The organism is Pseudomonas sp. NBRC 111123 (assembly GCF_001320205.1).
GTDB classification, from domain to species: domain Bacteria; phylum Pseudomonadota; class Gammaproteobacteria; order Pseudomonadales; family Pseudomonadaceae; genus Aquipseudomonas; species Aquipseudomonas putida_J.
Map to the genome: position 1 here is coordinate 41,496 of NZ_BCAZ01000027.1, position 20,385 is coordinate 61,880.

Annotated in this window: 15 protein-coding genes and 1 pseudogene; 12 read left to right on the plus strand and 4 right to left on the minus strand. The window is 61.7% G+C overall.

Annotated features, from left to right (window positions below; translation table 11 throughout):
• Positions 1-105: 105 nt before the first annotated feature.
• Positions 106-451: pseudogene (locus APH27_RS26430) on the minus strand (NAD(P)-dependent alcohol dehydrogenase); the annotation flags it as partial.
• Between the two features lie 532 nt (positions 452-983).
• Here APH27_RS26430 and dnaQ point away from each other — a divergent pair.
• Together dnaQ and APH27_RS15140 are read left to right on the plus strand one after the other, a co-directional pair.
• Positions 984-1,688 (plus strand): DNA polymerase III subunit epsilon, encoded by a 705-nt coding sequence (gene dnaQ / locus APH27_RS15135; protein WP_060485235.1) that lies wholly within the window; start codon positions 984-986, stop codon positions 1,686-1,688.
• A 155-nt stretch (positions 1,689-1,843) separates the two neighbouring features.
• Positions 1,844-4,093 carry an Orn/Lys/Arg decarboxylase N-terminal domain-containing protein gene (locus APH27_RS15140; protein WP_027919088.1) on the plus strand — a complete coding sequence of 750 codons (2,250 nt, stop codon included), beginning with the start codon at positions 1,844-1,846 and terminating at the stop codon, positions 4,091-4,093.
• On the opposite strand, the gene APH27_RS15145 is transcribed toward APH27_RS15140, so the two are convergent.
• The gene (locus tag APH27_RS15145; RefSeq protein WP_027919089.1) at positions 4,077-4,295 is read right to left on the minus strand and encodes a hypothetical protein; all 219 of its coding nucleotides are present in this window, start codon (positions 4,293-4,295) and stop codon (positions 4,077-4,079) included. The two genes, APH27_RS15140 and APH27_RS15145, sit on opposite strands and share 17 nt — an antisense overlap.
• A gap of 159 nt (positions 4,296-4,454) precedes the next feature.
• Between APH27_RS15145 and APH27_RS15150 the strand changes: the two genes are divergently transcribed.
• Positions 4,455-5,015: an NADPH-dependent FMN reductase gene (locus APH27_RS15150; RefSeq protein WP_060485236.1), complete on the plus strand. Its 561-nt coding sequence runs from the start codon at positions 4,455-4,457 to the stop codon at positions 5,013-5,015.
• A 184-nt stretch (positions 5,016-5,199) separates the two neighbouring features.
• Here APH27_RS15150 and phnX read toward each other — a convergent pair whose 3' ends face one another.
• Together phnX and APH27_RS15160 are read right to left on the minus strand one after the other, a co-directional pair.
• Positions 5,200-6,027, minus strand: a complete 828-nt coding sequence (gene phnX, locus APH27_RS15155) for a phosphonoacetaldehyde hydrolase (protein WP_027919091.1) — start codon at positions 6,025-6,027, stop codon at positions 5,200-5,202.
• Between the two features lie 34 nt (positions 6,028-6,061).
• On the minus strand, positions 6,062-7,168 hold the full coding sequence (locus tag APH27_RS15160; protein WP_060485237.1) for a 2-aminoethylphosphonate--pyruvate transaminase: 1,107 nt from the start codon (positions 7,166-7,168) through the stop codon (positions 6,062-6,064).
• A gap of 133 nt (positions 7,169-7,301) precedes the next feature.
• Between APH27_RS15160 and APH27_RS15165 the strand changes: the two genes are divergently transcribed.
• From APH27_RS15165 to APH27_RS15205, 9 genes are all read left to right on the plus strand, one after another.
• Positions 7,302-8,165: a LysR substrate-binding domain-containing protein gene (locus APH27_RS15165; RefSeq protein ID WP_027919093.1), complete on the plus strand. Its 864-nt coding sequence runs from the start codon at positions 7,302-7,304 to the stop codon at positions 8,163-8,165.
• 64 nt (positions 8,166-8,229) lie between these two features.
• Positions 8,230-9,252, plus strand: coding sequence for an AraC family transcriptional regulator (locus APH27_RS15170; protein ID WP_060485238.1), 1,023 nt, complete (start codon positions 8,230-8,232; stop codon positions 9,250-9,252).
• Between the two features lie 104 nt (positions 9,253-9,356).
• Positions 9,357-13,868 carry an NEL-type E3 ubiquitin ligase domain-containing protein gene (locus APH27_RS15175; RefSeq protein WP_060485239.1) on the plus strand — a complete coding sequence of 1,504 codons (4,512 nt, stop codon included), beginning with the start codon at positions 9,357-9,359 and terminating at the stop codon, positions 13,866-13,868.
• A gap of 89 nt (positions 13,869-13,957) precedes the next feature.
• Positions 13,958-15,604, plus strand: a complete 1,647-nt coding sequence (locus APH27_RS15180; RefSeq protein WP_027919096.1) for an AMP-binding protein — start codon at positions 13,958-13,960, stop codon at positions 15,602-15,604.
• Between the two features lie 13 nt (positions 15,605-15,617).
• A complete protein-coding gene (locus APH27_RS15185) occupies positions 15,618-16,385 on the plus strand; it encodes an SDR family NAD(P)-dependent oxidoreductase (RefSeq protein WP_027919097.1) in 768 nt (255 codons plus the stop codon).
• 11 nt (positions 16,386-16,396) lie between these two features.
• Positions 16,397-17,590, plus strand: coding sequence for an acetyl-CoA C-acyltransferase (locus APH27_RS15190; RefSeq protein WP_060485240.1), 1,194 nt, complete (start codon positions 16,397-16,399; stop codon positions 17,588-17,590).
• An 8-nt stretch (positions 17,591-17,598) separates the two neighbouring features.
• Positions 17,599-18,726 carry an acyl-CoA dehydrogenase gene (locus APH27_RS15195; protein ID WP_060485241.1) on the plus strand — a complete coding sequence of 376 codons (1,128 nt, stop codon included), beginning with the start codon at positions 17,599-17,601 and terminating at the stop codon, positions 18,724-18,726.
• Positions 18,727-18,739: 13 nt separating this feature from the next.
• Positions 18,740-19,513, plus strand: coding sequence for an enoyl-CoA hydratase (locus APH27_RS15200; protein ID WP_060485242.1), 774 nt, complete (start codon positions 18,740-18,742; stop codon positions 19,511-19,513).
• A 317-nt stretch (positions 19,514-19,830) separates the two neighbouring features.
• A complete protein-coding gene (locus APH27_RS15205; protein WP_027919101.1) occupies positions 19,831-20,235 on the plus strand; it encodes a TraR/DksA C4-type zinc finger protein in 405 nt (134 codons plus the stop codon).
• The last annotated feature ends 150 nt before the right edge of the window (positions 20,236-20,385 follow it).

Consider the following 20,385-nt stretch of genomic DNA (forward strand, 5'->3'; position numbering starts at 1 on the left):
TGTTGAATCAGCAGGCGAAAGCGCGAATAGCCTTATCCAGCGAAAAAGAAGTTTGCAGTGCTATAAGTGCAGCATCAGCGGCTTATATAGCTGTGTGCGGTCCAGCATCTGCTCGGCGTCGGTGACCACGATCACGTGGTCCGCGGTCTGGCGACGGGCGTCTTCAGGCCTGCTCGCCGAACGGGTGATCAGGCTGATTTCCGCGCTCAGTGGCCTTAGCGAACTTGATTTCCATGTGGCTCAGACCGCCCGTGCCAAGCACGTCCGCCTTGTCATCGTCCTTGAAGCCGTCATGCTTGAGCTGCGAGTAGGGGTGATGCCCGCATAGAGAGTCGACGTGGCGGCGGCCAGGTCCAGTTTCTCCGGAGTGCTCGCTGATCACGATGCTGCTCGAATAGCCGCCCATGGTGTTGCTGACGTGGACGCGATTCGGCGTTGCAATCGATATACTTACAGATGCTTGACCAGTATCCGTTGAATTTCTGCGAACTGATGACGTCACCTTTTTTTGCGTCACGGCAGCCGTGCACATGGCCAGCTAGGTCATCAATCTCAAAGGGTGCCATTGTTTCGCCCCGGCTTAATTTCCCTTCTAGGCTGACCTTTCGGTCACGCTCCCATTCAATAAGCCGCTGGATCCCCTTGAGAGTGGTGGTTTGAGTTTGATGTGTGCTTGTGTCCCTCACCCGTCGAGATATGAATGCGCAAGGGTAGAACAGCGGGACTCCAGGATCCTCAGAGCTGAACAGAAGCGAAAAGCGCTCACCGCGCTGGCCGATGTAGGTTTTGAGGGTAAAGGTCATGATTTACATTTTCCTCGGTGTACTGAGGTTGACTACCACCTGTTTACACAGCGGAATCGCTGTTGGAGGGTTATTGCTCAGTGATACACTGCACCCAAGGAACTTTAGACGAGAGATAACGTTTTGGTTGACACATCAGGTCCAGTCAGGCTGGTCATTCTCGATACCGAAACTACCGGTATGCCGGTCAGCGAAGGCCACCGGATCATCGAGATCGGCTGTGTCGAGGTCATGGGCCGGCGCCTGACCGGGCGGCACTTCCACGTCTACCTGCAGCCTGACCGCGAAAGTGACGAGGGCGCGATCAACGTCCACGGCATCACGGATGCGTTCCTGGTCGGCAAACCGCGTTTCGCCGATGTGGCAGAAGAGTTCTTCGAATTCATCCAGGGTGCCACCCTGGTCATCCACAACGCGGCGTTCGACGTCGGCTTCATCAATAACGAGTTCGCTCTGCTGGGGCAGAGCGACCGCGCCGACATCGCCAACCACTGCACCATTCTCGATACCCTGTTGTTGGCCCGTGCCCGTCACCCAGGGCAGCGCAACAGCCTCGATGCGCTGTGCAAACGCTACGACATCGACAACTCCGGGCGTGAACTGCACGGCGCATTGCTCGACTCCGAGTTGCTGGCTGACGTCTACCTGGCGATGACCGGCGGCCAGACCAGCTTGTCGCTGGCCGGGCACGGGGCCGATGATGATGGTCAAGGGCAGGGCACGGGTGGCAGCGAGATCCGCCGCATCGTCGGGCGCGCGCCGGGGCGGGTGATCATGGCCAGTGCCGAGGAGCTCGAGGCGCATGCCGAGCGGCTGGCGGCGGTGGCCAAGTCGGCGGGTGGGCCTTCGATGTGGCAAGCCCTTACCGAGACATCTGCCGGCTGATTTGTTGTCTGTACTGGCCTCTTCGCGGGTGAACTCGCTCCCACAGTGATCTCCACAGCCTGTAGGAGCGGGTTTACCCGCGAAGAGGCCGGTACAGACAGTACAGGGCCTACTACCCTCAATAGGACAACAAGTCCTGCGGAGGTAGCAGCCGGATGTACAAGGACCTCAAGTTCCCGATTCTCATCGTCCACCGTGCCATCAAGGCTGACAGCGTTGCCGGCGAGCGCATCCGCGGCATCGCCGAGGAACTGAGCCAGGACGGCTTCGCCATCATCAAGGCCGCCGACCATGCCGAAGCGCGCCTGGTCGCCACCACCCACCATGGCCTGGCCTGCATGCTGATCGCGGCCGAAGGCGTCGGCGACAACACCCACTTGCTGCAGAACATGGCCGAGCTGATTCGCCTGGCCCGCCTGCGTGCGCCTGACCTGCCGATTTTCGCCCTGGGCGAGCAGGTCACCCTGGAAAACGCCCCCGCCGAGGCCATGAGCGAGCTTAACCAGCTGCGTGGCATCCTTTATCTGTTTGAAGACACCGTGCCGTTTCTCGCCCGCCAGGTGGCGCGTGCTGCGCATAACTACCTCGACGGCCTGCTGCCGCCGTTTTTCAAGGCCCTGGTGCAGCACACCGCCCAATCCAACTACTCGTGGCACACCCCTGGGCACGGCGGAGGTGTGGCGTACCGCAAAAGTCCGGTGGGCCAGGCATTCCACCAGTTCTTTGGCGAAAATACCCTGCGTTCGGACTTGTCGGTCTCGGTGCCCGAACTGGGCTCGCTGCTCGATCATACCGGCCCCTTGGCCGAGGCCGAGGCCCGCGCAGCGCGTAACTTCGGCGCTGACCACACCTTTTTCGTCATCAATGGCACTTCCACCGCCAACAAGATCGTCTGGCATGCCATGGTGGGTCGCGATGACCTGGTGCTGGTCGACCGCAACTGCCACAAGTCGGTGGTCCACGCCATCATCATGACGGGGGCGATTCCCATCTACCTGTGCCCGGAGCGCAACGAACTGGGCATCATCGGGCCGATTCCGCTCAGCGAGTTCAGCCCTGAGTCGATCCAGGCCAAGGTCCAGGCCAACCCACTGGCCGCGGGGCGTGAGCCACGGATCAAGCTGGCGGTGGTGACCAATTCCACCTACGACGGGCTGTGCTACAACGCCGGGCTGATCAAGCAGGCGCTGGGCAGCAGCGTTGAAGTGCTGCACTTCGACGAGGCCTGGTTCGCCTATGCGGCGTTCCATGAGTTTTTCGAGGGTCGCTACGCCATGGGCACCGCGTGCAGCGAGAGCAGCCCGCTGGTGTTCAGCACCCATTCCACCCACAAGCTACTGGCCGCCTTCAGCCAGGCATCGATGATTCACGTGCAGGATGGCGCCCAGCGCCAGCTGGACCGCGACCGCTTCAACGAAGCATTCATGATGCATATCTCCACCTCGCCGCAATACAGCATCCTCGCCTCGCTGGACGTGGCGTCGACCATGATGGAAGGCCCGGCCGGGCGCTCGCTGCTGCAAGAGATGTTCGACGAAGCCCTGAGCTTCCGGCGTGCCCTGGCCAACCTGCGCGAGCATATCGCCGCCGCTGACTGGTGGTTCAGTATCTGGCAGCCGCCAGCGGCGGAGGGCATCCATCGCCTGGCCGCGCAGGACTGGCTGCTGCAACCGGGTGCTGAGTGGCATGGCTTTGGCGAGGTGGCCGACAACTACGTGCTGCTTGACCCTTTGAAGGTGACCTTGGTGATGCCTGGGCTCAGCGCCGGTGGCGTACTGGGTGAGCACGGCATACCGGCGGCCGTGGTCAGCAAGTTCCTCTGGGAGCGCGGGCTGGTGGTGGAGAAGACCGGCCTGTACAGCTTTTTGGTGCTGTTCTCGATGGGCATCACCAAGGGCAAGTGGAGCACGCTGCTTACCGAATTGCTGGAGTTCAAGCGCCATTACGATGGCAACACTGCGCTGAGTACCTGCCTGCCGAGCGTGGTTGCGGTGGATGCCGCGCGATACCAGGGGCTGGGGCTGCGCGACCTGTGCGATCAGTTGCATGACTGCTACCGAGCCAATGCCACGGCCAAGCAGCTCAAGCGCTTGTTCACGCGTTTGCCGGAAGTGGCCGTGAGCCCGGCGCGGGCTTATGACCAGATGGTGCGCGGGGAGGTGCAGGCGGTGCCGATCGAAGCCCTGCTGGGCCGGGTCGCGGCGGTCATGCTGGTGCCGTACCCGCCGGGGATTCCGCTGATCATGCCGGGCGAGCGGTTCACCGAAGCGACCCGCTCGATCCTCGATTACCTGGCGTTTGCCCGGGCCTTCAACAGTGGTTTCCCGGGGTTCGTCGCCGATGTGCATGGCCTGCAGTGCGAAAGCGGCCAGTACACGGTCGACTGCATCAAGGAATGCGAATGATCTCGACGCCAGTCTGTGCCAGTTCGAAGCGGTTTTCGCCCAGGTGATTGACGCGATCGCCGATGGCCAGGCGGTAGGTGGTGATCGGTGCGCCCAATGCGCTGCCGTCAGCCTGGAGGGTGGACTCCTGGAACTCGTGGACGGGGTAGATACGGCCTTCGGCGTCACGGGCGTGGAACTGGCCGACCATTACTGCTGCCATTTGGGGGGAAACCTCTGAATTGCGTAGGAAATGTCTGCAGACATAGACCGTATAAGGTACTCGGAAGTTTTCGCAGGGTGGAAAAAAATCCAGGCCGCCGAGGAACGGTCATCTATAACTACTGACGTCCCTTTTTCCCAGCAAAGGATGGATAACGCCATGAGCCAGGTGTATTCGGTAGCAGTGGTCGTCGGCAGCTTGCGCAAGGAGTCTTACAACCGCAAGGTGGCCCGCGCACTTTCGGAGCTGGCGCCGTCCAGCCTTGCCTTGAAGATCGTCGAGATCGGCGACTTGCCGCTGTACAACGAAGATGTCGAAGCCGAGGGTGTGCCTGAGGCGTGGACGCGTTTTCGCGATGAGATTCGCCGCAGTGATGCGGTGCTGTTCGTCACGCCGGAGTACAACCGTTCGGTGCCGGGCGGCCTGAAGAATGCCATCGACGTCGGTTCGCGGCCCTACGGGCAAAGCGCCTGGGGCGGCAAGCCGGCAGCGGTTGTGAGCGTCTCGCCGGGTGCCATTGGCGGGTTCGGTGCCAACCATGCCGTGCGCCAGTCGTTGGTGTTTCTCGACATGCCGTGCATGCAGATGCCAGAGGCTTACATTGGTGGGGCAGCGAGCCTGTTCGAGGACGATGGCAAACTCAATGACAAGACCCGGCCCTTCTTGCAGGGTTTCATCGACAAGTTCGCTTCGTGGGTGAAACTGAACCGGGCGGTCTGAACGGACCTGCTTGTGGATGCCCGGCACAGCGTTGTAGCTCATTCGCCATCTTGAACGCAACAGAGGGTAGGCGCCACGCAGGCCAGGTGATCTGCCCAGAAGCTGTCGCGGGCAAGCCCGCTCCTTACAGGCTCGATGAGACCTTGGGAGTGGGCATGCTCGCGACGGGCTTGACGTCTAGCCGTCAGAACGCCTGCGGCATCTCGCCTTTGGCCAGGCGCTGGTTGATATCAGCGATAACCTCTGGCAGTTCATTGATGGTGTCGATCAGGTAATGCGGGCGTGAGCGCTCGAACATTGCGTGAATACGCGTGCGTTCGCTTTCCAGCTTCTCCGAGCTCAATGCCTGGTAGCCTTCCCAGGTGAGGCCCAAGGCGTTGCCCGAGCACACCAGGGCCACGGTCCACATGCCGGCACGGCGGCCTTCCAGGATGCCCGGCACAGTGTCGTCAACCTTCACGCAGGCCGCCACATCGTCGATACCCAAGGCAATCACGTTGGCCAGGGCCTGGGCTGGCCACGGGCGGCCGTTCGGGGTTTCGTCGGTGGCCACCACATGGTCGGCGACATAGCCATTCTTCGCGGCCAACGCCACCACCTTGTCCATCACGACCTTCGGGTAGCCCGAGCAAGAGCCAATCTTCAGGCCGTCCTGGCGCAGGCCGGTGAGGGTGTCCAGGGCGCCGGGGATGAGCGCCGAATGCACGGCGATCTTTTCGATCTGCAGCGGCATGAAACGGTTATAGATGGCGGTGACATCGTCATCAGTGGGGGTGCGGCCGAACACCTTGCGATAGCGCTCGGCGATTTCCGGCACGTCACACAGGGTGCGGATGTGATCCCACTTGCCCATGCCCATCGGGCCACGGGCTTCTTCGATGGAAACCTGGACGTCGAACTCGGCGAAAGCTTCGACGAAAATCTGGGTGGGTGCGAAGGAGCCAAAGTCGACCACGGTGCCGGCCCAGTCGAGGATCGCGGCTTGCAGCTGGGTGGGGTTGTTGTAATTCATGTGCGCTAATTCCTGAGTTCGGTTGGGCGAAGGGTCAGATGTCCAGTACTTCCATTTCCCGCAGCACCTCGGCCACGGCATTCACGGCGGCCTGCATGCCGTCCGGGCCGACCACGCCGATACAGCCGACACGGAAGGTCTCGACCTGGGTCAGCTTGCCCGGGTAGAGAATGAAGCCCTTGGCCTTTACCCGTTCGTAGAAGTCTTTGAACTGATAACGGGCGTCGTTCGGCGCGTGGAAGGTGACGATGATCGGCGCCTGGATATCCGCTGGCAGGAAGCTGCGCAGGCCGATAGCGGCCATGCCGTCGAGCAAGGTCTTGCAGTTGCTGGCGTAGCGCTGGTGGCGGGCAGGCAGGCCGCCTTCCTCGTTGTATTGCTGCAGCGCCTCATGCAGGGCGGCGACCACATGAGTCGGGGGAGTAAAGCGCCATTGGCCGGTCTTGGCCATGTAGGTGTGCTGGTCGTGCAGGTCCATGGCCAGCGAGTGGGCATTACCTTCGGCAGCGGCCAGGGCGGCTTTTTCAGCGAAAACGAAGCCCATGCCGGGTACGCCTTCCAGGCATTTGCCGGAGGCGGCGATCAGTGCCTCGAAGGGAACCTCGCGGGCATCGATTGGCAGCGCGCCGAACGAACTCATGGCGTCGATGATCAGGCGTTTGCCGTGGCGCTTGATCACTTGGGCAATCTCTGGCAACGGGTTGAGGATGCCGGTGCTGGTTTCGCAGTGGATCAGCGCCACGTGGGTCACCGCAGGGTCGGCGGTCAGCAGGCGATCGACGTCGGTGGCGGTGGTCGGCTGGTCCTCGGCGGTCTCGAAGGTGCTGTAGGTTCGCCCCAGTACCTTGCAGATCTTCGCCAGGCGTTGGCCATAGGCACCATTGATCAGCACTAGCACCTTGCCGTCACGCGGTACCAGAGTGCCGATGGCAGCTTCCACGGCAAAGGTACCGCTGCCCTGCAGCGGTACGCAGTGGTGGCTGGCGCTGCCATCGATGATTGCCAGCAGCTGTTCGCAGACACTGGCGGTGAGTTGATTGAAGTCGCGGTCCCAGGAGCCCCAGTCCACCAGCATGGCTTGGCGGGTGCGGGCGGAGGTGGTCAGGGGGCCGGGGGTCAGCAGGATCGGGGCGTTGCTCATTCCGTGGTTCCTCACAAGCGGCGGGTGGTCAGCCGGAAAACTGGCGCTGAAACTACGGGGCCTAGGTTGCAATTCACCTGCCTATCAATCAAATTGTTTGTTGTTATTCGAGCTATAAGTCAGGCCGATAAATATGAACCTGTTTCAGTTGCGTGCCTTCGATGCCGTCGCCCGGGAGGGCAGCTTTACCCGTGCCGCGGCACGCCTGTTCATCAGCCAGCCGGCGGTTACCGGGCATGTCAAGGCGCTGGAGGAGCATTACCAGATCACCCTGTTGCGCCGTACTGCCCGGCGTGTCGAGCTGACCGAGGAGGGCACCCGACTGGCAGCTATCACTCGCGCGATGTTCGGCCTGGCGGAAGAGGCCCAGGCGATGCTCGAGGCCAACCGGCAGTTGCTTACCGGTCGGCTGGAAGTGGCTGCGGACGGGCCACACCGGGTCATGCCGATGCTCGCCCAGTTGCGCGAGCGCTACCCGGGCATCACCGTCAACCTGCGCCTGGGTAATGCCCAGGAAACACTGGCGGCGTTGCTGTCGGAGCACGCCGATGTCGCCGTGCTGACCGAGATCGAGCCACGCAAGGGCCTGTATCTGCAGGCCCTGTGCGAATCGCAGTTGTGTGCGCTGCTACCGGCCGGACATGCCTGGGCGAGCGGTGAAAGTGACTTGCCGTTGGCGCAACTGCATCAGCAGATCATGGTATTGCGCGAACCCAGTTCGACGACCCGCCGTACATTCGACAAAGCCTGTGCCGCTGCGGGTGTGCAGCCACGTGTGCTGCTGGAGCTCGATAGCCGGGAAGCAGTGACCGAGGCGGTGGCTTCGGAGCTGGGGGTGGGGGTGGTTTCGTCGACCGAAGTGGCCAACGACCCGCGTGTGGTGGCAAGGCCGCTGGCGGGCAAGGGGCTGGTCAACCAGCACATGATCGGCTGCCTGGAGCGGCGGCGTGAACTGCGGTTGATCCAGGCATTCATGGGGTTGGCGCAGAGCCAGTGATACAGCGCTGACATTTTCCCTTGCCAGGCCTAACATGGCCGCCACAGACCAGCCCGGATGGCCGATGAGCGAAAAAGACACCATCTCCATGCAACTGGTGCGCGAAGCGCTGTTGCAGACCTGCCCCAATGGGCAAGCCGATCTTGGCGTGCTGATGCGTGCCGGTATCGACCCTGCGCAGCTTGAACTGCCGCAGGCGCGGGTGCCTGCCGAGGCCTACGCGCGGTTGTGGCGGCTGCTGGCACGGCGTTGCAACGATGAATTCTTTGCCATGGACCGGCGTGGTCTGCCCGTGGGCAGCCTGGCATTCCTGAGCCGTGCGGCCATGGCTCAGCCTACCTTGGGCGAGGGCCTGGAGGTTGCGCTCGGTTTTCTATCGCTGATGCTCGAAGACCTGCAGCCCAGCCTGGTGCGCCAGCAGAGCCTGGCCGAAATCGTCATCAACGAACCCCGCGATCAGCCGCGCCGAGCGTTTACTTACTTCACTTTCTGGATGATCGTGCACGGTGTCGCCTGCTGGCTGGCGGGCCGCCGCATTCCGATCCTGGCAATAGACCTGCGTTGTTCCGAGCCCTCTTTCTGTGATGATTACCGGGTCATGTTCTCGGAAAGCCTGCAGTTCGACAGGCAGCGTACGCGCATGATCATTGCCGCCGATAGCCTGGACCTGCCACTTAAACGGACGCCCCAAGAGTTGCAGCGCTTCCTGGCCGAAGCGCCTGGAAATATTCTGGTCAAGTATCGCGACCCTGCCAGCCTGGGGCGGCGTGTGCGCAACGATCTTTTGCATTTGCACCCGTACCAGTGGCCCGACGCCGACGCGCTGGCCCGGCAGCTGTGTCTGTCACCTTCCACCCTGCGCCGACGCCTGGCCGAAGAGGGGCAGACTTACCAAGGGCTGAAGGACAGCGTGCGGCGTGAATTGGCGATCGCCTGGCTCAGCGAGGTTGAGCCGTCCATGGCGGATATCGCCGAACGCCTGGGATTTGCCGACAGCAGTTCGTTCTACAAGGCATTTCGCAAGTGGTTCGGCTGCAATCCCGGCCATTACCGAGCGTTGGTTCAGGCCCGAGGGCCCCACTGCTGAGAGGCAGCTCCCGGAATTGCTGCGGTAACTGCTCTGCTTCCCTCTGAACCTTCCCCGGCATGGGTGAAAGATTGTGCCCCTCTCATCAGTACAGAGGGTTCCTCATGCGCACATTCCCGGCTTTACCCCGTGTCCGCAACAGCGTCACTGCCAGCGATATGCAAAAAGCCGCTGACGCGTTCACCCAATCGCTCCCTCAATGGATCAAAGGTGCCTCTGCAGCGAACATCCACACGCTGCGGGTACTGATTGCCAGCCATAGCGTCAGTCAGGCGGCTGTGGCCAGCGCGACCCAGGCAGCAGTGCCTTTGCGGGAATATGCCGAAAGCATGCTCTCCAAAGCCCTGGCAGGCCTGCTGCCACGTGGGCAGACACTGACCACGCTGCAGTGGCGAAGAAAGATCCGCACGGGGCAAGGGCAGTCCACTCCCCATATTCAGGATTCTTGGGAAGTGCAGCCTGCGCTGACGCGCCTGATGCAGAACTTTGCCGCAGGCGTTACGCCGTTGAGCGGCAGTGGCCTGGTCATCCAGCGTGATGACGAAGAAGTGATTGGCAATACCGAGGAATTGATCGAGGCGTGCCGCAAGCTGGATGCTGGAAAACAGTACCAGACGTTGCTTGATCAAATGTTCACCCAGAACAAGACCGTGCTGGTCACTGACAAGCTTGCGGGTTTCAAGCTGGCCGTGCACGTTGCGTTTCTGAAGAACAAGATCGACGAGGATGTGAAAACCGCACTGCAAAACTACGCCGATGGTTCGAGCGCCAGGGGCGCCGAGACCAGGCTGACCGCGTACCCTGGTTTGATGTCCATGTTGGGCGTGCGTGTTCATGAGGCGCTGATTATCCAGTTGCAGACCGCCGATGGTAACAATGCCGGTGTAGTTACCTACATGCCCGGCGATGCTCGCAATCCATTGCGCTGGCACAGTTCAACGCGCGACGTGCAAGCTGAATGGGTAACCGCCCTCAAGGAGGAGCGTTACCTGCGTGAGTTGCTGCAATTGATCGCTCTGGATCAGCGCAACGCGTTTTTCCGTACGCTGCAGTCGCGGTTGATGGATGCGGTACCGGATCTGGAGATCGAGGGTGATACCGGTCATGGTTCTGTTTTTACAAGATGGGTGGATACGCAGGTCGAACGTGCGTGCGCAGATGCCAAGGTACTTCTAGTGCCTACCGCAGATGCAGATGCCCAGGCCAGTCGCGAACGCCTGGAAGACTGGAAGTCGCTTGGCTGGGGGCTGGCCGGGCTGGCGGGTTTCTTCATCCCGGCAGTCGGGGGCGTGCTGTTGGTGGCATTGGTGAAGGATGTATGTGCCCAGGTGTTTGAAGGCGTTGCAGACTGGGCCAAGGGGCATGATCACGAGGCCCTGCAACATGCACTGAACGTGGCACAAATTGCTGCTGCTACGGCTGCGGGGGTGGGTGTAGGTGCAGCGGTCGGGCATTTGGTCAGCAAGGCGCTGGTCGAAGGCCTGGAAGCGGTCACGTTGGACAACAATGCCCAAGGTTTATGGAACGGCGACCTGAGCATCTACGAGAGCGAGTTGCCGGATGACGCGATCATGGGTGAGGATGGTTTGTACTTCAGCGGTGACCGCCGTTGGCTAAAGGCTGGCAGTCATCATTACGAGGTACATCAGCCCAGTGAAAACGGGGCCTGGCGGCTGGTTCACCCGGAATGCCCGCATGCCTATGGCCCGGTGCTGCAGCGCAACGCCGAGCGCTTGTGGCTGCTGCCTGACGACTCGCCGCTGGACTGGGATGATGCGCCGCAAATGCTCGCCCGCCTCTGGCCACAGCAACGCCCGCTTGATCAGCAACGTGCGAGGCAGGTGCTGCAGGCAGCCTGCAGCGATGTGGACGAATTGCGCGGTATCCTGGTAGAAAATCGTCCGTTGCCGGCCAACCTGCGAGAGACGCTTCGCCGTTTCGAGGCCGATGAAAAGATCGAGCGTTTCTTTGAGTCGCTGGCTGCTGATACGTCCGAGATTGATGACCCGGTGCTTCTGAAGTGGTGCGAGACGCGCCCCGGCATAGCCGAGCTGGCTGCCACCGCACGACCTTTGGCTATCCTCGATCAGCAGAGCCTTCTGCGTCATGACCTGTTCAAGTTCCTGACATTCGTCGAACCGGTTTCTGACCCTGTCGTTTCGGTGCTCAATCGCGATTTCCCCGGTTTGCCAACCGACTATGCCATCGAGTTGGCCAGCCAGGTGAGCGGCGATGAGCGCGAAGAGATCGAATTGCTGCAACGGCTACCGCTTTCAGTGGCAACCAAGGCGCGCTCCCTGCTTCAGCTCACCAGGGTGAATCATGCCGTGCAAGGCCTGATGCTGCGTAACGCTTACAGCGATGTCAGTGGAGAAGTGGGGTTGGGGTTGCTTTCGAGGCTTGGCTCCTGGTCTTTCAATCAGCGTGTGGAGTTGCGCTCCGGCTCTGCAGAAGGGCGTCGCCTGGCGGTGCTCAACTCGCAGGCACCGGAAGCAGATCAGGTAATAATGGTGCGTAGAGAGGGCGCGTTCCTGCTGTATGACGATAATGGCCTGGAGCTCCCAGCGCAGAGCACTGCTGCTGATGACTTCTTCAACGCCATCGTCACATTGCTGACAGCACAACAGAAAGCCGCCCTCGGCCTCGGCAGCGACGATCAGGCAGGCGAACTGCGGCGGCAGGTCGTCAGACTGCTGCCAACCGGCAGGCAGAAGCTGATAAGACTGTTTGCCTGGCGGGAAGAGCCGAGCTGGTTCAACCCAGGGCAGCGATTGGACGATGGCCGTGTAGGGTACCCATTGGGCGGCAGCGTGTCCCGTGTTCAGGGGCCGGGACGGAGGATCCGGCGGCGGTTGGCCAGGCTCTATGAAGGCGCTACTCCCAGGCAGATTGACGAGCAGCTTAATCGCATCCTGGACGCTGCCAATCCGTACGCAGCGCTGTTGATGGAAGAACATAACTATCTACTGTTGAACGGTCAGCTGGAAACGTGGGTCGCGGCGGGGCGAGAAGGCGAGCGGGCATCGCGTCGCTTGCTTGCGCAAATGTTGCGACGAGCTTGGCGCAGGCAATTGCCGATTGATCGCGATGAGAGTGCCGTGGAAGGCTTCGTTCTGGACCTGAGCGGTCATCGTGTGACCAGCCTGCCTGAGCTGGATGCCTCAATCGACTTCCATCACGTCACCTCCCTGGTAATGGTCAATACCCCGCTGCAGGAGGTTCCCGACGCCTTCTTCAGCTGTTTCGGGCAACTACGCCGACTGAACATGGCGCGCAACCGTTTGGAGGCGCTACCGGTCGGCATTCGCCATCTCCCATTACTCGAACGACTCGAGCTCTCTTACAACAGTATTCGAAATGGCGAGCGCGTATCCGAGGCGCTCGGCTCACTGACTCATTTGCAGGATCTGGACCTCAGTTTCAATCCGTCGCTTCGCCGCTTGGCCTTGGTCAACAGGGCTTCAATGTTGAGGCGCCTGAACCTGCGGTTTTGCGGGCTGCTGGAATGGCCCACTGGGTTGGAACAGTGTCGGATGTTGCGCTGGATCGACTTGAGTTCCAATAACTTGACCTCCGTGCCAGCTGCCATCCAGGCAATGCCGTATACATTTCGTATTTCAATTCTGTTGGATCGAGGTGCTGTTGAGGCAGCGCAACTGGAGCGCCTGTATGCGCGCCCTGCGCCTTTCCATCCGCCCGCTCTGCAATCTGCCCCTGAGCTGCTGGCTGCCAGGGCAGCCTGGGTGGCAGGGGAACAGGCGCAAACGCGTGGGGAAACATGGGATCGATTGTTCGCCGACCCCAGAAACAGTGAATTGGAAGTCATCCTGCGCAGGCTGCAGGAAAGCAGCGATTTTCGCGATCAGGTTCATCGGGCTGAACTGAATACGCGGGTGTGGACGTTGCTTGAAGCCATGGACACCGATGCTGCGCTCATCGACGAGGTCCATGCCCATGCGATTGGCGATGCCACCTGCGCGGATGATGTCGTCGATCGGTTCAGCGAGCTGCATCTGCTCGCGTTGGTGAGCAACGCGAAGCGCTTGGCCATGGCGGCCGGGCAGCAACAGGCGTTGCTAGACCTGGGGCAAGGATTGTTCAGGCTACAGTTGCTCAATCAACACGTCGGCCACTACATCGCTGAGAAATCCGCGACCAATCCAACCCTGGATGCCATCGAAGTCAGCCTTTATTTTCGGTTGCAGCTGACCCAAGAGATGAATCTGCCCGGTCAGCCCGGTTCGATGTTGTTTGGCGCGATAGCCAATGTCAGTGAGGCGGAGCTCGACGCTGCAAGGGCCTTTGTAAGGCGCGCGGGAACCGTTGAAGCAAAAGCGGCATTCCTGGGCCATCAGGCGTTCTGGGTCCAGTGGTTGGAAAAACACCGCGCGCGCGACTTCGAACCCATCCTTGAGCAGTTCCAGGAACAAGGGAGCCAGTTGTTCGAGCAAAAGTCCGCGTTGACCGACCAGCAGTACAAAGACCAGTTCGATAAGCTGGCCGCAGAACTTGATCAAATGAAAAACCGACTGGTTCTCTGGTTGACCAAGCCGATGCTGAAGCCCGACGCGGACTCGGACCTGCCAGCTGGCGACCAAACCGGTCATCCAGATTGACAGCTTTGGCCATTGCCCGGCAGGGCAGGTAGCGACAACATCGTCAGACCAATGGTGCACGCCAACAATAAAAAACCAGGAGTCTGACGATGCGTGATTACGCCGATGCCGCCCGTTCGTTCGACCATGCTCAGGCCGCTCGCGCAGCGCTGTGCGGGCAACTGACCGCGCTCAATGCCTGTGTCGAATGCTGCGACCGGCATGTGGGACGCGGCAAGCTGGCCCTGCTGTGGGAAGGCCGCGATGGCGACAGCAAGCGGTATACCTTCGATGAGCTGGCGGCCTTGGCGGCGCGTTTTGCCAACGTGCTCAAGGCCCAAGGTGTTAATGCGGGTGACCGCGTTGCGGGCTTGATGCCGCGCACTCCGGAGTTGTTGGTGACCATACTCGCCACCTGGCGCCTGGGCGCGGTCTACCAGCCGCTGTTCACCGCATTCGGCCCCAAGGCCATCGAGCATCGTCTGGAGCAATCGGCTGCGTGTGTCGTCGTCACTGACCGGCACAACCGCGCCAAGCTGGATGACGTTCATGATTGTCCGACGGTCATCACCGTGCAGGCACGTGCTGGCGAGCTGGATTTCCATGGCTGCCTGGAAGGTGTCGCTGACGGGTGCGAGCCCGTCATGCGCACGGGCGACGACCCGTTCCTGCTGATGTTCACCTCGGGCACCACAGGCCCGGCCAAGCCACTCGAAGTCCCCTTGCGCGCCATCGTCGCGTTCCAGGGCTACATGCGCGATGCCATCGACCTGCGCCCGCAGGACAACTTCTGGAACCTGGCCGACCCAGGCTGGGCCTACGGCCTCTATTACGCAGTCACCGGCCCTTTGTCACTGGGCCACGCCACGACTTTCTACGATGGCCCGTTCAGCGTCGAGAGCTGCGCACGCATCATCAACAAACTGGGCATCAGCAACCTGGCCGGCTCACCAACGGCCTATCGGCTGCTGATCGCTGCAGGCAGTGAGTTTTCTTCGCCGATCAAAGGCCGCCTGCGAGTCGTCAGCAGCGCCGGCGAGCCGCTCAACCCCGAAGTGATTCGTTGGTTCGCCGACGAACTGGGTGTGACCATCCACGATCACTACGGCCAGACTGAACTGGGCATGGTGCTGTGCAACCACCATGGCCTGGCGCATCCGGTGCACCTGGGCTCAGCCGGTTTCGCCATCCCCGGCCATCGCATCGTCGTGCTGGATGAGCAAGGTGCCGAATTGCCGGCCGGCCAGCCAGGGATTCTGGCCGTGGACCGTGAGCAATCGCCCTTGTGCTGGTTTGGTGGCTATCACGGCGTGCCCACCCGATCCTTCGTCGGCAAGTACTACCTCAGCGGTGACACCGTGGAGCTGAACCCTGACGGCAGCATCAGCTTCGTCGGTCGCAGTGATGACGTGATCACTACTTCAGGTTACCGGGTCGGCCCGTTCGACGTGGAAAGCGCGCTCATCGAGCACCCGGCAGTGATAGAGGCAGCGGTGATCGGCAAGCCGGACCCTGAGCGCACCGAACTGATCAAGGCGTTCGTCGTGTTGGCCAACGGCTATCAAGGCGACGCTCAGCTGGAAGAAACCCTGCGTCAGCATGTACGCCAACGCCTTTACGCCCATGCCTACCCCCGCGAAATCGAATTTGTCAGCGAGTTGCCAAAGACCCCGAGCGGCAAGCTGCAACGCTTCATCCTGCGCAATCAGGAAGTCGCCAAACAACACGCGCAACAGGCCACCCCTGCCAGCGCTTGAAAGGAAACCGATCATGCAGATAGCCAATAAACACTTCATCGTCAGCGGCGCTGCTTCCGGGCTGGGCGCTGCCACCGCGCAGATGCTGGTCGAGGCCGGCGCCAAGGTCATGCTGGTCGACCTCAATGCCCAGGCCGTGGAGGCCAAAGCCCGCGAGCTGGGTGAAAACGCCCGCTTCGCAGTGGCTGACATCAGTGACGAGCAGGCCGCCCAGGCGGCGGTCGATGCGGCAGTCAGCGCCTTCGGCCGCCTCAACGGGCTGGTCAACTGCGCCGGCATCGTCGGCGCCGAGAAGGTGCTGGGCAAGCAGGGCCCGCATGGACTGGCCAGCTTCGCCAAAGTCATCAACGTCAACCTGCTGGGCAGCTTCAACCTGTTGCGCCTGGCGGCCGCTGCCATGGCTGAAGGCGCTGCGGACGAGGGAGGCGAGCGTGGCGTGATCATCAATACCGCCTCCATCGCGGCCTACGACGGCCAGATCGGCCAAGCTGCCTATGCTGCATCCAAAGGCGCCATCGCCAGCCTGACCTTGCCCGCCGCGCGTGAGCTGGCGCGTTTCGGCATCCGCGTGATGACCATTGCCCCGGGCATCTTCGAGACACCTATGATGGCCGGCATGAGCGAGGACGTGCGCGCTTCGCTGGCCGCCGGCGTGCCGTTCCCACCGCGCCTGGGTCGCCCGCAGGAATACGCAGCGCTGGCGCGCCATATCATCGAGAACAGCATGCTCAACGGCGAGGTGATCCGCCTCGACGGTGCGCTGCGCATGGCTGCCAAGTAAGGAGAATGAACATGACACTTGCCAACGATCCGATCGTTATCGTCAGCGCTGTGCGCACGCCCATGGGCGGCCTGCAGGGCGATCTCAAGAGCCTGACTGCGCCGCAGTTGGGCAGTGCAGCCATTCGTGGAGCCGTAGAGCGCGCCGGCATTGATCCAGCCAGCGTCGAGCAGGTGCTGTTCGGCTGCGTACTGCCAGCCGGCCAGGGCCAGGCGCCGGCGCGCCAGGCGGCGCTGGGCGCCGGCCTGGATAAACACACCACGTGCACCACGCTGAACAAGATGTGTGGCTCGGGCATGCAGGCGGCGATCATGGCCCATGACTTGTTGCTGGCAGGCAGCGCCGATGTGGTGGTGGCCGGTGGCATGGAAAGCATGACCAACGCACCATACCTGCTGGACAAGGCCCGTGGCGGCTACCGCATGGGCCACGGCAAGATCATCGACCACATGTTCATGGACGGTCTGGAAGACGCCTATGACAAAGGCCGCCTGATGGGCACCTTTGCCGAAGACTGCGCCCAGGCCAACGCCTTCAGCCGCGAAGCTCAGGACCAGTTCGCCATCACCTCGCTGACCCGCGCCCAGGACGCTATCAAGAGCGGCCGTTTTGCCGCCGAGATCGTGCCGGTAGAGGTCACCGAGGGCAAGGAAAAGCGCGTCATCAAAGACGACGAACAACCGCCCAAGGCGCGCCTGGACAAGATCCCCCAGCTCAAGCCGGCCTTCCGCGAAGGCGGCACGGTGACTGCTGCCAACTCCAGTTCGATCTCCGACGGTGCCGCGGCGCTGGTACTGATGCGTCGCTCCGAAGCCGACAAACGCGGCCTCAAGCCGTTGGCGGTAATCCACGGCCATGCTGCCTTCGCCGATACCCCGGCTCTGTTTCCGACCGCGCCGATTGGTGCCATCGACAAACTGATGAAACGCACTGGCTGGAGCCTGGGTGAAGTCGACCTGTTCGAGATCAACGAAGCGTTTGCCGTGGTCACCCTGGCGGCGATGAAGCACCTCGACCTGCCGCATGACAAGGTCAATATCCATGGTGGCGCCTGCGCCCTCGGCCACCCGATCGGCGCCTCGGGCGCGCGCATTCTGGTGACGCTGCTTTCAGCCCTGCGCCAGAACAACCTGCGTCGCGGCGTGGCAGCCATCTGCATCGGCGGTGGCGAGGCCACGGCCATGGCTGTCGAATGCCTGTATTGAGGTGAACCATGCTGGTAAATGAAGAGCAACAACAGATCGCCGATGCGGTACGTGCCTTTGCCCAGGAACGTCTCAAGCCGTTTGCCGAACAATGGGACAAGGAGCACCGCTTCCCGAAGCAGGCCATTGAAGAAATGGCCGAGCTCGGGCTGTTCGGCATGCTGGTGCCGGAGCAATGGGGCGGCAGTGATACCGGTTACGTGGCCTACGCCATGGCGCTGGAGGAGATCGCTGCCGGTGACGGCGCCTGCTCGACCATCATGAGCGTGCACAACTCGGTGGGTTGCGTGCCGATCCTGCGGTTTGGCAACGAGCAACAGAAAGCGCAGTTCCTCACCCCGCTGGCCATGGGTTCGATGCTTGGGGCGTTTGCCCTGACCGAACCGCAGGCCGGTTCCGACGCCAGCAGCCTGAAGGCTCGCGCTCGGCTTGAGGGTGACCACTATGTGCTCACTGGCAGCAAGCAGTTCATCACGTCCGGGCAGAATGCCGGTGTGGTGATCGTCTTTGCCGTAACTGATCCAGAGGCGGGCAAGCGTGGCATCAGTGCCTTCATCGTGCCCACCGACTCGCCGGGCTACCAGGTGGCGAGGGTCGAGGACAAGCTGGGCCAGCACGCCTCGGATACCTGCCAGATCGTTTTCGATAATGTGCGCGTGCCAGTGGCCAACCGCCTGGGTGCGGAAGGCGAGGGCTACAAGATTGCCCTGGCCAACCTCGAAGGCGGCCGTATCGGCATTGCCTCGCAGGCGGTGGGCATGGCCCGTGCGGCTTTCGAAGTGGCACGCGACTACGCCAATGAACGGCATAGCTTCGGCAAGCCATTGATCGAACATCAAGCCGTGGCCTTCCGACTGGCCGACATGGCAACGAAGATTGCAGTGGCGCGGCAGATGGTGCTGCACGCGGCCGCGCTGCGTGACGCCGGGCGCCCGGCGCTGGTGGAAGCGTCGATGGCCAAGCTGTTTGCCTCGGAAATGGCCGAAAAGGTCTGTTCGGATGCCTTGCAGACCTTGGGCGGATATGGCTATCTGAGCGACTTCCCGCTGGAGCGGATCTACCGCGACGTTCGGGTCTGCCAGATCTATGAAGGCACCAGCGACATTCAGCGCATGGTCATTGCGCGCAATCTTTGAAGGAGCAGACTGCATGGCATTCGAAACCATCCTGTTGGATATCCACGGAAAGGTCGGCCTGATCACTCTCAACCGCCCGCAGGCGCTCAATGCGCTGAACGCGCAGATCGTCGGCGAGATCAACCAGGCCCTGGACCAGCTCGAGCGTGACCCGAACATTGGCTGCGTGGTGCTCACCGGCTCTGCCAAGGCTTTTGCCGCGGGGGCCGACATCAAGGAAATGGCCGAACTGCAATACCCACAGATCTACGTTGACGATCTGTTCAGCGATGCCGATCGCATCGCCAACCGGCGTAAACCGATCATCGCCGCAGTCTCCGGCTTCGCCCTGGGCGGTGGCTGCGAACTGGCGATGATGTGCGACTTCATCCTCGCTGCCGACAATGCCAAGTTCGGCCAACCGGAAGTCAACCTCGGCGTGCTGCCGGGCATGGGCGGCACCCAGCGCCTGACCCGTGCGGTGGGCAAGGCCAAGGCCATGGAACTGTGCCTGACCGGCCGCCTGATGGGCGCCGAAGAAGCCGAGCGCGCCGGCCTGGTGGCGCGCATCGTGCCGCAGGCGCAGTTGCTGGAAGAAGCACTGAAGGTCGCAGCAACCATTGCCAGCAAGTCGACCCCGGTGAGCATGATGGTCAAGGAAAGCGTCAACCGCGCCTTCGAGGTGACCCTCAGCGAGGGTGTGCGCTTCGAGCGTCGGGTGTTCCACGCAGCGTTTGCCACCGAAGATCAGAAAGAAGGCATGGCGGCTTTCATTGCCAAGCGCGAGGCACAATTCAAGGACCGTTGAAGCGAGCAGGGTGCTTTAGCGGCAGTACCGCGTGCTGCGATTTGCCTTGGTGCATGCAGCGGACGGGTCAGCGTCACGGTATACCTTGGTATACCGTGACGCTTTCTTTTCGAGCCGGGCAAGGGTGCCAGCGGGCGGATTCCAGATCCATTCGGGCAATTTCTCCCATCATTGCTGTTGCTCAAGGCGACGTAGCGCCTTAGACTGCCGCCCCCTGTAAAAGAGTGCCGGTTGGCGCTTGAAGAATTCCGCTGCCGATGCCGAGGCGTCGGCGACACCTGAATCGCCCAAATGCACATTTTTTCATAGAGAAATCGATGACCAAGGAACAGTTGCTGGCCATGTCGGCCGATGACTACATGAACGCTGACCAGCTGGCTTTCTTCGCTGGCCTGCTGCAGGCGATGAAAGTCGAAACCCATGAACGCATCGAGCTGAGCCGTGCCACCATCGAAGGCCTGGACACCCCGTCGGATCCTGCCGACGTGGCGTCGGTCGAAGAAGAGCGTAGCTGGCTGGTCAATGCCATTGACCGCGACCAGCGCTTGCTGCCGCAGCTGGAAATGGCCCTGGACCGCATCTCCGACGAGAGCTTCGGCTGGTGTGATGACAGCGGTGAGCCGATTGGCTTGAAGCGCCTGCTTATCAGCCCGACCACCAAGTACTGCATCGAAGCCCAGGAGCGCCACGAGCAGCTCGACCGCCACCAGCGCCAGGTCTGACACGGCGCAGTGCGCTAAGCCCCATGGAGCAATCCATGGGGCTTTTTGCGTTTCTTGCGTGGAGGGCCTTGTTGCATTTGTTGCTCAGGGCGTAACACAGCTGTACCAGGATGCGCTGTTACGCGGCAGTTGCTGGGCGTATCATGACCT

Excerpts from the sequence above, each read along its gene's own strand:
- APH27_RS15165 (WP_027919093.1), top strand. The coding sequence starts at position 7,302 with ATGAACCTGTTTCAGTTGCGTGCCTTCGATGCCGTCGCCCGGGAGGGC.
- APH27_RS15205 (WP_027919101.1), top strand. The coding sequence starts at position 19,831 with ATGACCAAGGAACAGTTGCTGGCCATGTCGGCCGATGACTACATGAAC.
- APH27_RS15180 (WP_027919096.1), top strand. The coding sequence starts at position 13,958 with ATGCGTGATTACGCCGATGCCGCCCGTTCGTTCGACCATGCTCAGGCC.
- APH27_RS15190 (WP_060485240.1), top strand. The coding sequence starts at position 16,397 with ATGACACTTGCCAACGATCCGATCGTTATCGTCAGCGCTGTGCGCACG.
- APH27_RS15145 (WP_027919089.1), bottom strand. The coding sequence starts at position 4,295 with ATGGCAGCAGTAATGGTCGGCCAGTTCCACGCCCGTGACGCCGAAGGC.
- APH27_RS15185 (WP_027919097.1), top strand. The coding sequence starts at position 15,618 with ATGCAGATAGCCAATAAACACTTCATCGTCAGCGGCGCTGCTTCCGGG.
- APH27_RS15150 (WP_060485236.1), top strand. The coding sequence starts at position 4,455 with ATGAGCCAGGTGTATTCGGTAGCAGTGGTCGTCGGCAGCTTGCGCAAG.
- dnaQ (WP_060485235.1), top strand. The coding sequence starts at position 984 with ATGCCGGTCAGCGAAGGCCACCGGATCATCGAGATCGGCTGTGTCGAG.
- APH27_RS15200 (WP_060485242.1), top strand. The coding sequence starts at position 18,740 with ATGGCATTCGAAACCATCCTGTTGGATATCCACGGAAAGGTCGGCCTG.
- APH27_RS15170 (WP_060485238.1), top strand. The coding sequence starts at position 8,230 with ATGAGCGAAAAAGACACCATCTCCATGCAACTGGTGCGCGAAGCGCTG.
- phnX (WP_027919091.1), bottom strand. The coding sequence starts at position 6,027 with ATGAATTACAACAACCCCACCCAGCTGCAAGCCGCGATCCTCGACTGG.
- APH27_RS15195 (WP_060485241.1), top strand. The coding sequence starts at position 17,599 with ATGCTGGTAAATGAAGAGCAACAACAGATCGCCGATGCGGTACGTGCC.
- APH27_RS15160 (WP_060485237.1), bottom strand. The coding sequence starts at position 7,168 with ATGAGCAACGCCCCGATCCTGCTGACCCCCGGCCCCCTGACCACCTCC.
- APH27_RS15140 (WP_027919088.1), top strand. The coding sequence starts at position 1,844 with ATGTACAAGGACCTCAAGTTCCCGATTCTCATCGTCCACCGTGCCATC.
- APH27_RS15175 (WP_060485239.1), top strand. The coding sequence starts at position 9,357 with ATGCGCACATTCCCGGCTTTACCCCGTGTCCGCAACAGCGTCACTGCC.